The following is a 12,804-nucleotide window of genomic DNA, read 5'->3' on the forward strand; positions in this document are numbered from 1 at the left end:
TGATTTTTGAAACGATTTACGTAGTCAGGGAATAGGGAATAGGGAACAGGAAAGAAGGTTTTCTAAGGTGTACTGAGTTTTTTCAGAAATCAAATATGAGTCCTATAAATTTTATGACTGACGAGATTACGAAAAAACTTAAACAAGCCTCCGATGGTTTGTTAATGCTCAGTGAATCAGAGTATCCTTTTGAATTTTTTTTGTGGTCTAATCAAGCGCAAGAACCAATGACCGCTCAAAAACTTCTCCAATTAACAGGACATCTTCAAGAAACATCAATTGAAGAAGTAGAACTAGATTATTTGTTTCGTAACTGTGCCCAAGAAAAAGAATGGCACGATGAAATACAGAAACAAAATGTGCAAAAGTATCAATTACTTATCAAAACATTAAAAGAGAATCTGACTGATATTCGGGTTTATCGAGTAGGCACGATAAGTATTGATGTCTATGTTGTTGGTAAAACTCCATCAAGAGATTTAGCTGGAATTTCTACAAAAGTTGTAGAAACCTAAGCCATAAATCATTAGCCTGTCTATAATTTACAGACAGGCTTTAAGTTTTAAATGAGCTAACTATGCTTACAAATTGTCAACTCTAGACTCAATTGTACTTTGAATAGATGTAGAAACATTAGAGAGCAAATTGTAACCAGTGTTTGTTTCGATAGAGTCAACACTAACTCTGTAGTCTCTCCAATTTGCATTTCTAACACCTTGTGTATTAGGTATGTTTACACCGATTACTCTTGTGCTAGTAGTGACGCTACTAGCTCCAGAATTTGGTCTATTTAAGACTACAATAACCTTCCAAGTTCTGGAGGGAACAGTAACGTTACCATTAGCGATTGTAGTTCTTGTTCCATTTGACCCTGTGCCACCAGTGCCATAAGAACCCGAAATAATGTAGAGTTCTTTACCTTGATTAACCACTAAATCTCTACAATAATTTTCTAAATTCGCCCATACTCCCTGATTATTGTCAGGTGCTTGGGGTATCATATTTGTCATGAGAAAAGTAGCCGAGTTATTAGCAATCGTATTTGTTCTATCTGCCGAGGGAGCCATGTGTCCACGGTCAAAACCACTGCCTGTATAGTCAGACGAACTTACTCGATAGCAGCCTGAAGGTAGTGTAGTATCGGGACGAAAATCATCTTGGCGAGGTGCGCTTCCTAACCATGATGGGTTTAACTGCCAACTTACCCAATTTGGTGTCCCTCTATAGCAGTTATAAGAAACCGCATATTGAGATTTGCTTAATAAAAGATTACTGTAACTACTCCCAGCATTACTGGGATTACCCATCGTTAAATGAACGCTTGAGGTTTGGGCTGTTAGTGGCTTTTGTAGATAATTAAGCAGAGTGAAAGATATTGCCGCTGGCACAGCAATAGGTAGAATAGCCCTGAAAAACTGAGACTTATTCATTTGTTATTATTTAAACAAACTACAATTGTTTCTGTTGAAGTTACAGAAATTCAGCAAAACTTTTAGCAATCACAATGTAGCTGTGGTTGTATAAAAAGAGGTTAAAAAGCTGTGAATATTGGATTAACATTTAGTAATCATTGAGGTGATTATCTGAAATTCAAATAACAAAAAATATCAAAAACTTATATATATTATTTAAGCAATAGGTGCGGCGATCGCTGTTTCTCGTTTAGGTACTGATGGCAATTGGTCAATATCTCCCACCAACAGGAGTTGGGCATTGTCTGCCACAGCTTGAACCAAAGAATACGCTAGAAACAAGTCGAGCATACTTGCTTCGTCTACAATAATTGCACTATTGGGTAACGGATTAGTGCGATCGCGTTTAAAACTTCGCGTCTTGGGGTCGAATTCCAGTAGGCGATGAATGGTCTTAGCTTCTAGTCTTGTCATCTCACTTAATCTTTGGGCTGCCCGTCCAGTTGGTGCAGCGAGTGCAATTGATTTACCCATTGCCTTCCACAAACTGACTATGGTGCTAGTGCAGAATGTTTTACCGACACCAGGGCCACCTGTAATGACGGTGAATCGAGAGTAAGCAGCCGTCTCTACTGCTTGTTGCTGTTCGGGTGATAGTGAAACTTGGCGGCTACTACTAAAACGCTCCAACCAAGCGCGGACGCGAGGAATATCAGGACTGATGGGGTAGGAAAGGCGATCGCGTACCAATTGGGCTAAGTTTTGTTCGGTGTAGAAGTAAGTAGGCTTGTAACAATTGAGCGTTTTATCAGCATCGCGTTCTCTAATTAGCTCATCTTTCAAAGCCATATCTTTGATAGCCTGAGCGATGGCATCTTCTGTTGGTTGATGCTCCTGGGTAGTGAGCAGTTTAATCACGTTCTCAATCAGTTCGCTCTGTGGCAAGTAGCAATGTCCATCTTCTGCTGCTGTACTCAACACATGGGTCATCCCTGCACGGTAGCGAAACTCGGAATCTGCGGGAACTCCCAAATTACGGGCAATCTTATCAGCAGTTAAAAAACCGATGCCGTAAATGTCAGTTGCCAACTGGTAGGGGTTTTCGGTGACGGTGGCGATCGCTTTGTCTTGGTATTGCTTGTAGATTTTTACTGCATAGGTAGTAGACTGGAGTTTAGACTAAGCAACAAGAAACGACCCAGCAACGCTGAGTTGAAAAGAAACAGGCTTCAGAGATGAAAATCTAGGGTACTAAGCAGATTCTGGATGCTTTTTGCGAGGCTTAGTTGTAGTTTTTTTGACTATCGGATAGCGAATTCTACGTTGTCGTGGTTTTCCTGGTTTCCAGCCTGGAGACTTTCCGCGAGGTTTAGGCGAACGGGCAGGAGTACCAATCACCGCAAAAATACTCCCCATCGCTTGAGCAACTCTCCCAGGAGTCAAATTGTCTAATGATTTTTGCCAAGGTAAAGGGTTATCAGCAACGATATCACGAGCCAACCACAATTCCCAAGTCATCAGAGGCATGAGGTCACTCCAATGCTCAGATTGCTTGGGACTACTCAACTTAGGCAATGTCCAGTGCAAGCGTTGCTTCAAAAAACGATACCAGTGGTCAACAGTAAAACGTCGGAGGTAGAGTTGCCAAACTTGAGATAGTGGAAGCATTTCCTCTCCTACCCAAGCCAACCACAAAGGTTTTGATATACGTAGGTTGCCTTCTGCATCTAGACGCTCAACTCGAATCAGCGACATTGGGCGTGTCGCCGTTTGACGAAAGTGTAAATTTTTCCACAAGCTCACCTTCACCCGTCCCAGTTTAGGATGGTTGACTTCTATACTCTCATTGGCTTCACTCCATGTAGAAGGATCATTGAGTTTAAATTTATCACCATGTTTCCTGGGTCGCCCTTTACCAGAATATGGTGGTGGTGCGCCCCATAAACAAAGATTTGAACGCAAACGTACCAGAATGTCCGCTTTGATATTAGTCGTCTTCAACACAAAAGGGGCGCAGCCATACTCACTATCCCAAACTGTAATTGGTCTAGTTGGTAAATGTTCACACACTTGCTGTAATTGCCACGTTGCCTTTTGTATCGGATTTTCCCAACTGGTAATTCGCTCATGCCTCAACGGTAACGCCCAACTGCCAGAATCCTCTGGTATCCAAGCAATGGTACTATATCCCTGACCAACGGTAATTGGTTTGTTTCCGGTTATGGTAACACTGGTGTGTTCAATTGTCCTCTCAATAAGAGTTACCGCATCCGGGCGCGACCAGGCAGTGTGGTCGCCTGCCAACAACGGACGACCCTGTTGTGGCATCTGTTTGATGTATAACTGCATCAATTTTTGTCGCTGTGGTCTGCTATCTTGTAACGCTTCATAAATACTTGGCCACTTTCTTCTAAATACTGGCGATAGCGATAAATCTGCCAAACTGTAGGCATTCCGCGTCAGTAATATTGCATCCATCAGTTCAAAAGTTGCATCATGCGCTCTACCTAAATAGCTGTACGCTGCTTGACGAAATTCTTTTAGTAAGGCACTTTTCATATTGGCAGATGAGAATTAGTGGTTCAAATCTCATCTTCCACTGAAGGGCGTCTGTGTTAACCACAGACTGCCCTTCCCAAAATTTTATACCAACAACACATCTTTTATCGAGTTAACGATCGCTCTTCTTGATAGTCTCAACTCCAGAAGTTAAAATGTATACCAAAAAAACACGCACACTTTTTTAGCGATCGCCTGCTTTTAGTCTAAACTCCAGTAGTAGAGACACCGTGACTTTGTAGAAATACCATCACTTCCTTGATGGCTTTTTGGGTTTCCCAAGCGTTTTTGATTAACTTGATGCGTTTTTTGGCGATGCCGTTAACCTCTTGCAAGCGCTCAATTTGGTTTTCAATAATATCTAGAGTCTCTATCCCAAAATGAGCAACAATCCGTTTAGCAGTCACAGACCCCACACCTTTAATTAGACCGCTACCTAAATACTTCTCAATTCCTGTGAGAGTTGCAGGTTTGGTTTCTTTGTAGTTAACAACTTGAAACTGCAAACCATACTGGGGATGTTCGCGCCAAAACCCAGTTAGTTGCAGCGTCTGTCCTGGCTGGATATCTGCAAAGCTACCAGTAATTGTAGTTAGTTCCTTAGCACCAGAGCGTTGCAAACGTGCCACAGTATAACCTGACTCTTGACTGTAATAGGTCAGGCGTTCTACTACTCCGGTAGAGGAATTATTTGAAAGAGTAAACTTAGCATTTGAAAAGTTAGAGCCAGACGAAAAAGAAATTTTGATTTTAAAAATGATAAAAAATTTATCATGGAAGGAAATTAAATTGCGTTTATTTTTACAAGGTAAAGCATTGGACTTTGGACAAAAAGAAGTTTGTTCGCGAGTCACACTCGCGAACAAAAAACTAGTCATCAGAAATTACCCCAGTTATTTTACAAACTGAGTCAGACTGAGTTAAACGCCTAAAGCCTAAGAAAATTTATGCGGCTTTGACTTTAGCGAGTGTTGATTTTGACTTCTTCTTGACAACAGGATGCTTAGTTCGTTGTGTTTGAACTTGACCTTGAACTCGACCGATGGAATTTCCTCTGGTTTTGGGAGAACGAGCGGGTGTACCAATCTCTGAAATAATTCTCTGAAAATCGCGTTGCACTACACTTGGAGTGGCAATTTTATCATTGTTTTGTTCTAAATAACGCTCCCATGGCCTGGGTAAGTGTGTTGCTAACTCCCTTGCCGCCCACAACTGTACGTAAGCTAGGATTACTAAATGTATCCAATTTTCCTCATGCAAAACATCTGGAGTTTGAAACTGCGTCATCAACAAACGCTGCTTGCTAAATCGCAGCATGTGTTCAATATCAAACCTTTGTCTATAGCAATGGTTTGCAACCGTAGGTGAGATTTCTCCACGTTGCTCACCTATGACAATTAACCACATTGGTTTCCAGAGAGATTGATTAGTATCATCAGTCACATGAATTCTGAGCAGAGTAAAAGGATGACAATACATTTTTTGGTGCTTGGTTCCCCTCATCAACATTTGATGCCAAGCGAGTATGGTGATGTTTAAAAGACGACCCTTACAGGTTGTCTGCTGAATTTGTGTTGTCTCGTCGGGAGAGTGCCAAGTTTCAACATCAGCTAAATTAAACCGTTCACCGTATTTTTTTGGACAACCACGTTTTTTCTTTGACTCATCAACGGGTGGAGATTGGTAGAAAATTCGATTACTACGAACTCTGGCTATCACTACCACATTTTTGTGTTTGGATTGGTCAAACAGAAATGAACGCTGACTATAGGCGCTATCTGCTACTAAGACGCACAATTTTTCCTGCCAGGGCAGTGATGAATCAGACATTACTGAGGAAATTTGTTCACTACCCACATCAACACCAGTTTTATCAAGTGATACCCTTTCTCCTGATATTGGTATTGACCAAGGGGCGGCATTCCCAGTTTCTTTCTCTGGTAAGATAGAAAGTATCGAATAAGAATGACCAATATTAATCGGTTTGTTACCCTTGATAGTATTTGGCTGGTAAATATACCCACGTTCAGCTAAAGTCCTCGCGTAAGGACGCGGATGCGGTGTTGTATCAAGAGCGAATAAGTAAAAAGGGCGTTGTTGTGGTTGCTTAATTAACTCAGATACCACCCTAATTAAGTTATTGGGTTTTTCTTGTTCTTCTTGTTCTTCTTCTTCATTGTTCTTCTCCTGAATATTTGTATTAAATGATTTTTGAATTGCTTTATAAATAGAATTATAGCTTCTGGGAAACAAAGGACTTAAAGATAACTCCGCAATTGAATTGGCTCCCGTATTACCCGCAAGCGCATCCAACAAATCCATACAGGCGTCGCTACATGAAGAAAAACAGTTGTAAATTTTTTGTCTAAAATCTTGAAATTGCGCTATTAATTGATTGTTATTAAATTTTGGCATAGCCATCAGTATTTACCCAAAGATACTTTGTAGTTGATATTACTATTTGTTGGGGGTCTGATGGCTATGCTTTTTTCTGCTCGTCACTATAAACAAGATTAATCATTCATTTATTCGCGAGTCACACTCGCGAATAAACTTCTTTTTGTCCAAAGTCCAAAAAGCAGTTGAGAATGAAGCAACATTGCGTAAACGTAAGGAAAGAGCGCCAGTGGGGAGTAGCTATTACACCACTGTGGGGCGGCTTGTGCCAATTACTACGGTGATGATGGAAGTGGCGGGGGTGAAGATGGAGCAGCTGTAGGGGGGCGAGGAAGCGATCGCATCCGTTCTTAGAGGAAATATCGCAGCACGAGCGATCGCCCTGCCCAATTCAAGCGAGGAAAACGGGAGAGTGAGCGCACTCTATATCTTGTAAATCAAAAAAATTTTTGAGTTTTTGCGGAGAACACACAAGCCTGGGTGTAGCTAAGATGTGTCAAATGACATATTAAGTGCTATATCATATTAAGCTAGATGACCAAAAAGCCCTTAGTCGTCAACCAGCCAGAAGAAGAAGCGCGATTACTTTACGTGGCGATGACACGGGCAATTGAGCAACTGATTATGAGTTGCGATCGCTCCTCAGAGTTTACCAGTCGTTTGGAGACGGCATTAAGTAAAGTAGCAGCGAAAGTAACTTGATTGTGTTCACTTTTCATTCAAGCGAGGAAAACACAATGATTGGTTAAGTCTTTTGAGCAATGATATAAACATGATTTTCAGGATATTGGTCATATTCGAGGTGGCGACATGTGCAGTGATTACGCTTAAGAATCCGTAGCAAAGCATCTACGCCCAAAGTGCTGTACTCAAATTCCTGACCTTGAAATGCCCCCGAAATCTCACTTTTTGTATGTCCGCCACCACATGTGAACAGGAGTACTCCGTCCGAATCAAGAGCATCGCATAGCTTTTTCATAACAGGCTGTTGCATATTTAGCGGCAGATGAAAAATGCTGTCCCAAGCAGAAATTAAACTGTAAAGTTTCCCAGGAATCCAACAGCAGATGTCTTCGGTGTAAAACGTAATTTCTGGATGCAGGTGCTTGGCTAAATTTATCATTTCTGTGGAAATATCAAGTCCTTCAGCCTGAAATCCATGCTTAGATAAGATGTTAATAAAACGTCCACTGCTTCCACAGCCTACGTCAATAGCTGAGTGCCTCTTAGAAGTAAATTTGATAGCCTGATTCTTGAGATTATTTCCTGTGCCATTGATATTGCCGCCACTACCAACGAGTTGCAAATTTTCGAGATTGGCTGCCAAGGTGTATGTAGCAGAAGATTCGACTGTATCAAAATCTGTGGTTGAGGTTTCGACAATTACATCTAAAGTATTATCAACTATGTAAGTATCATCTCCTAAGCCGCCGATTAAAGTATCAACACCTCCCTTACCATCAAGGATGTCAAATCCTGCTCCGCCGTTGAGAGTGTTATTAGCAGTATTTCCAGTAATCTTATTATTTAAACCGTTGCCTGTACCGTTAATGGCAGCAGTTCCCGTAAGAGTCAATTCTTCTAGATTTGCTCCTAAAGTATAAGTAACAGAAGACAGAACTCTATCATATTCATAGGTAGAAGTGGATGTTTCGGAAATTACATCTCCAACGTTATCTACAACGTAAGCATCTCCGCCAGTACCGCCAATGAGAATGTCAAATCCTGCTTTGCCATCCAGGAAATCATAGCCATCGCCACCAATGAGGCGATCGCTTTGAGTACCACCTAATAATGAATCATCACTAGCACCACCATCTAATGTAACTGAACCTAAACTAAATCCAGATGCGTCTAGAATATTCCAGGTATTACCACCAGTGAGTTGAGCTTGTTCAATACCAAGGAGTAGATCAACGCCATTGGCTATTAGGCGATCGTTGGTGAGAATAAATTTAGCTAAATCACCCGATTCTACTACTTTATCAATACCTGCTCCACCATTAAGCAAATCGCTGTCAGCCCCGCCAGTCAAGATATCATTGCCATCTCCACCATTGAGAGTATCGTCACCTGCGCCACCAATTAAGGTATCGTTACCAGCTTTACCATTGATAGTATTTTCTTCATTTCCTCCAGTCAATTTCTCGCTAACATCAGTGCCATTAATCACCGTACCCGGCAAAGAAGGCGAGGGAATTGAAATTCTGAGATTATATAATCCAGTGGAACTACTGCCATAATATGCAGCACCAACAACAGCAAAAAAATAAGTCCCAGTTTGTAAAGAAGTGAGGTCAATTCTCTCTGTAAATGGGTAATTAGGTAATTGGTAACTAGTCACACTGTCATAGCTATCAGTTGCAGCGTTGTACTTGAATAAAACCACATCATAGGTAGCCTTAATATTGACAACATCAGGCGAAGACAGTTCAATGTAACTGTTGACAGGTGCTGTACTATCTAGTTTAAAACTATACCAATCAATATCATTTGTCGATGCATTGGAAGAAAGATTAGTTAAAATTCCTGCACCTGTATTAGTCCCTTTTATTGAACCTAAATTAACCGCTAATTCAGCAAGATTATTATTTTCTTTGTCGATCAAACCCAAATTTTTAGCCATGACTTCTTCTCCTGGTATCATTGTTTAGATTCCTGTTAAATAGATATAAATAATTTAGAGTTATCAATAACAGATAAATTTTATTTATTTCTATCCGTTAATTTATTGATATTTATAAGACTAGAAAACAAAAGGGGAGAATTAGGGGAGATAATTAAAGAAGAATTCAGAAGCGATGCCCTGAGCTTGCCGAAGGATCAGAATTGAATGGCACTAAGAAAAGCGGAAACGCTTATCAATTAAGCAGTTTGTAATTGTTTACGTAATTCGTTCCGGGGTTTTGTCATCAATGGGTAAGCTTTTGGGCGGCGTTTGCGAACCCGTGGTTCACTCCTAGCGGGGCGATCGGGAACAGTCTTGTGAGCGATAACTTTAAGTAACGTGCGATAAATTTGAAGACATTTTGTTGAATGAGCAGCTAATAATTCGGGAATAAAGTTATTTAAATGATGGCGAGTACCACCGATGCGATGCCTGCGGCGGGCGCTTGAGCCATCGCACCCCACCTCGTTCTTAGAGGAAACCCAAAAGCGATCGCCCCCCAACCATGACCAACATCCACAACCTCGGCATGACCGATATCGAGTATGCCCAGCTACTAGCCCAAGGCTACGACCCTAACCTAGAACACCAGTTGATTGAACTTGGCGAGAGCATAGACCAAGCCAGGAAGCTAGCGCGAGTAATGGGGCTGACACAAGACAAAGCACCGGAGACTGAGGAGGAGTGGCAAGAGTTTATGGCAGTTTGGGGGGATAGTTGCGATGGTTCTCTTGAAAAGTGAGCGTAGGCGCAGCCCGTCTTAGACATCGCTCCCCCAATTCTTAGAGGAAAACGGGAGAGCGATCGCACATTTACTATTTATTTTCTAGTACATTACTAGCCAGTTGTAGAGAAGCGATGACCGAGCGCTGTGGGTTGATTGCTGAGTTATCTACAGCATTGGGTCAACTTAGGCGATTTGTGGCTGTTCTGTTCTGTTGATATCTCATTTAAACGGTAATTCAGAGAGTTGTGATGCCAAATTGCCAGAACCTTTGAACGTGGCGCTGTAACTTAAACTTTTACAAGCGAGGAAACCCCAAGCGATCGCACCTGTCACACATTCATGTTCATGATTTTTGATTTTGTGACTTAAACCTACCTGCAATAAACTCTCGCTTAAATAAATGTTTTGTCTTGCGTTTGGTAACTCGCTCTCGCCACATACGGAAACTGGATTCTTTCATTTGCTGCCGCATTAAGGCAATTACCTGTTTCTCTTGTAGCCCAAACTGAGTTTCAATAACATCCATTGGTGTTCTATCTTCCCATGCCATTTCAATGATGCGATCAATAGTTTCGAGATCAAGGTTTGGTAACTTCATGCCGAGAGCTTATAATTGGTCAATTCGAGCTACATCTATTTTACTTTTTGTCTTAAAGAATTACGGCGTTGCTCCCGAAAGCGGGATGATTTAGCAACTAATAAAATCTCTCCCCCTGCTCCCCCTGCTAAAATCGCTGTATTCAATACACCAACTAACATGTCATCTCTGGCAAAGGATTTGGGCAACCCCAACCCACTAAAATCGATAAACTTGTTGAATCTGCGGTGCGTTATTGTCAGCAGCGACAGCCAGAAGCCTTAGATACAATTTTTGACAATCTGCCTGTAAAGCTCAACAAACAGGTGTTAGATAGCACGGTTGCAGCTTTAGAAAAAGATATTGATGCCTTGAGTTGGCTGTGTGGTTATTTTGCATCCGAAATTAACAGCACTTCAGACAACCAGAAGCCTCGCCATTCTATTGCAAAACTTAGTAAATTGCTCATTACATCAGGGATGAAACCTTTCTGTGATTTTGCCCCTTACCCTGGTTGTCGCATTGTCATACTCAATACTGATAAGTTTGAATCGCTACCAAAGGAAGTTCAAACCATAGTGCAGCAAGCTTTTAATGTAACGGAACAGTCTGGTGAAGAAGCACAACGGATAAATGATGCCTTGCTGCAAGAACTAACTGTGACCTAAGAGTAGTGAATAGATGCGATCGCCCCCAACCCCATGACCAACATCCACAACCTCGGCATGACCGATACCGAATATGCCAAGCTGATAGCTCAAGGCTACGACCCTAACCTAGAACATCAGTTGATGGAGCTTGGCGAGAGCATAGACGAAGCCAGGAAGCTAGCACGAATAGTAGGACTGACACAAGACAAACCGCTCCAGACTGAGGAGGAGTGGCAAGAGTTTATGGCAGTTTGGGGGGATACTTGCGATGGTTCTCTTGAAAAGTGAGCGAAGAGGCGATCCGTCATATTTAAAAGCATCGTTCATCCTTGTCCTCCAAACTGAGTATTTAAGATAAATTTGATACTTAATATCTAGTTTTATATAGATTAATTACTCTTGACCAAACTAATGGAAGCTTTAACTTGTCACGAATGTTCTATTAGTAACATTCTAAACCTAAAAACAATCTTAAATTTTGTTAGTACAATTGTTCTGTTATCCAAGCCTGTATTCATTACTCAATCAAGCTTGCAGGCTATATTAGTACATCAGTATAGGGGGAACTTCAGTCTAATTCTGAGTGCAGAATTCGAGCAATTTCTTTGGTGTTTGGACTTTGCGACAATTTTCAACAAGGATTATTTGCAACTAAAACCGCCCACAACCTTGTCATAATTTGTACTAAGTATTATAATACAATGTTGTAATGCATATTTTTTGCAAAGCGTTATTACTTCAAAAGTGAGACACTGTTCGGAATCCAGATGTGATCTAATGGATCATTTAGAGTAACTGATACTGAAAATTTTAGTGCTATTTGGCTTGCTATCACAACGGTTGTGTTTGCATGTGCCAAATTGGCAAATTTTTTCATTATCTCATTTTACATATTACTTTAGACAAAAGTTTTGTAAATTTATAGTAAAGCTATTAAAAATCTTGTGAAATCAGACTAATATGTAAGAGCGACGAATTACGAAGTCTACCTACTGGCATATATTGAATAACTTATTTAATCAAGAGTGACAATAGACCAGTGTAAGACTTAAAAATAATTGCCTTGCACAAACGCAAGGTAATTATTTTTAACATATTTTGGAATTACGGATAACCGTACAAAACAATGAGTGTAAGCCACACTGAATGACGGGAACCCGAATATAAATAGAGTAAAATCCCCCTTATGAATGCATTTCAATGCATTGAAATGCTTGATGTTGCTGAGTTTTGTAATTGGCTCTTTATGGTGGATTCCTTAGGCCTTTTGCTAACTCACTAATGCTTACTTTTTCTCCATCGCATATACTTTGATTAGCCCAGATGAACGTGGCTAGAGAGAGTAGGTAGGCTCGTAGTTCGTCGCAAAACTTTGAGACTTTTACAAACTCGTACCCTTCCCTGGGCTTTTCTTAAACAAACAAACAGTTTGAGGGAAGAGTCGTTATGAATACTTGGAATGTCAGTCACATTGCGTCTGCTAAACAACGTAAATTGATTGGATATATCAGCCTGTCTATCACCGTGATAGTCATGCTTAATACTTCTGTCAAAATAGTGTTTACGTCTAGTCCACGGCAGACGATTTTTGAGTTGAATCCTCCTCCTAGTGCTTGCAACTCATGTGACGTGATAGGGTATGACTTCAGTCAATCGGTTCTTGCTGCCAATCAGCAAAAATCAACCGTTCAAACTGAAGCCCGGCACGTTAGCCGTGTAGAATACGAACGGTTAAAACTAGGAATGTCTTTAGCAGAGGTTGAGGCAATTTTAGATCGAGGTACTGAGATTAATCAATCTACTAAGAGTGCAAC

At 40.9% G+C, this 12,804-nt stretch carries 14 protein-coding genes and 2 pseudogenes; 7 read left to right on the forward strand and 9 right to left on the reverse strand.

Translation table 11 applies throughout. The features are described from left to right. Positions 1–113: 113 nt before the first annotated feature. Positions 114–515, forward strand: coding sequence for a nuclease A inhibitor family protein (locus IQ276_RS38835; protein ID WP_193916837.1), 402 nt, complete (start codon positions 114–116; stop codon positions 513–515). Between the two features lie 66 nt (positions 516–581). On the opposite strand, the gene IQ276_RS38840 is transcribed toward IQ276_RS38835, so the two are convergent. From IQ276_RS38840 to IQ276_RS38860, 5 genes and pseudogenes are all read right to left on the reverse strand, one after another. Next, entirely contained in the window at positions 582–1,430 is an 849-nt protein-coding gene (locus IQ276_RS38840; protein ID WP_193916811.1) for a DNA/RNA non-specific endonuclease, read from the reverse strand. 237 nt (positions 1,431–1,667) lie between these two features. Continuing rightward, a pseudogene (locus tag IQ276_RS38845) lies at positions 1,668–2,579 on the reverse strand (AAA family ATPase); the annotation flags it as partial. Positions 2,580–2,663: 84 nt separating this feature from the next. Beyond that, positions 2,664–3,971 (reverse strand): NF041680 family putative transposase, encoded by a 1,308-nt coding sequence (locus tag IQ276_RS38850; RefSeq protein ID WP_235115471.1) that lies wholly within the window; start codon positions 3,969–3,971, stop codon positions 2,664–2,666. Between the two features lie 215 nt (positions 3,972–4,186). Next, positions 4,187–4,714: pseudogene (locus IQ276_RS38855) on the reverse strand (helix-hairpin-helix domain-containing protein); the annotation flags it as partial. Positions 4,715–4,916: 202 nt separating this feature from the next. After that, positions 4,917–6,392, reverse strand: coding sequence for an NF041680 family putative transposase (locus IQ276_RS38860; RefSeq protein ID WP_228043575.1), 1,476 nt, complete (start codon positions 6,390–6,392; stop codon positions 4,917–4,919). Positions 6,393–6,531: 139 nt separating this feature from the next. Here IQ276_RS38860 and IQ276_RS38865 point away from each other — a divergent pair, with 139 nt between their 5' ends. Both IQ276_RS38865 and IQ276_RS38870 read left to right on the forward strand, forming a co-directional pair. Beyond that, entirely contained in the window at positions 6,532–6,690 is a 159-nt protein-coding gene (locus tag IQ276_RS38865) for a hypothetical protein (RefSeq protein WP_193921202.1), read from the forward strand. Positions 6,691–6,902: 212 nt separating this feature from the next. Beyond that, on the forward strand, positions 6,903–7,070 hold the full coding sequence (locus IQ276_RS38870) for a 3'-5' exonuclease (RefSeq protein WP_228043363.1): 168 nt from the start codon (positions 6,903–6,905) through the stop codon (positions 7,068–7,070). Positions 7,071–7,113: 43 nt separating this feature from the next. Here IQ276_RS38870 and IQ276_RS38875 read toward each other — a convergent pair whose 3' ends face one another. Next, positions 7,114–9,015, reverse strand: a complete 1,902-nt coding sequence (locus tag IQ276_RS38875; RefSeq protein ID WP_235116503.1) for a methyltransferase domain-containing protein — start codon at positions 9,013–9,015, stop codon at positions 7,114–7,116. Positions 9,016–9,233: 218 nt separating this feature from the next. Next, on the reverse strand, positions 9,234–9,500 hold the full coding sequence (locus IQ276_RS38880) for a hypothetical protein (protein ID WP_228043365.1): 267 nt from the start codon (positions 9,498–9,500) through the stop codon (positions 9,234–9,236). A gap of 41 nt (positions 9,501–9,541) precedes the next feature. Between IQ276_RS38880 and IQ276_RS38885 the strand changes: the two genes are divergently transcribed. Further along, positions 9,542–9,778 carry a hypothetical protein gene (locus tag IQ276_RS38885; protein ID WP_193921197.1) on the forward strand — a complete coding sequence of 79 codons (237 nt, stop codon included), beginning with the start codon at positions 9,542–9,544 and terminating at the stop codon, positions 9,776–9,778. Between the two features lie 328 nt (positions 9,779–10,106). Here the strand turns inward: IQ276_RS38885 and IQ276_RS38890 are convergent, their stop codons facing one another. Next, a complete protein-coding gene (locus IQ276_RS38890; protein WP_190882232.1) occupies positions 10,107–10,361 on the reverse strand; it encodes a TIGR03643 family protein in 255 nt (84 codons plus the stop codon). A gap of 35 nt (positions 10,362–10,396) precedes the next feature. Beyond that, positions 10,397–10,522, reverse strand: coding sequence for a hypothetical protein (locus IQ276_RS40555; protein WP_255264453.1), 126 nt, complete (start codon positions 10,520–10,522; stop codon positions 10,397–10,399). 66 nt (positions 10,523–10,588) lie between these two features. Between IQ276_RS40555 and IQ276_RS38895 the strand changes: the two genes are divergently transcribed. The 3 genes from IQ276_RS38895 to IQ276_RS38905 all read left to right on the forward strand — a co-directional run. Beyond that, positions 10,589–11,008: a hypothetical protein gene (locus IQ276_RS38895; RefSeq protein WP_235116504.1), complete on the forward strand. Its 420-nt coding sequence runs from the start codon at positions 10,589–10,591 to the stop codon at positions 11,006–11,008. 33 nt (positions 11,009–11,041) lie between these two features. Continuing rightward, positions 11,042–11,278 carry a hypothetical protein gene (locus IQ276_RS38900; RefSeq protein WP_193921194.1) on the forward strand — a complete coding sequence of 79 codons (237 nt, stop codon included), beginning with the start codon at positions 11,042–11,044 and terminating at the stop codon, positions 11,276–11,278. A gap of 1,158 nt (positions 11,279–12,436) precedes the next feature. Next, positions 12,437–12,804, forward strand: a 368-nt coding sequence (locus IQ276_RS38905) for a hypothetical protein (RefSeq protein WP_373690641.1), incomplete at its 3' end; no start/stop codon positions are given.

This window comes from Desmonostoc muscorum LEGE 12446, assembly GCF_015207005.2.
In the GTDB taxonomy this organism is placed as follows: Bacteria; Cyanobacteriota; Cyanobacteriia; order Cyanobacteriales; family Nostocaceae; genus Nostoc; species Nostoc muscorum.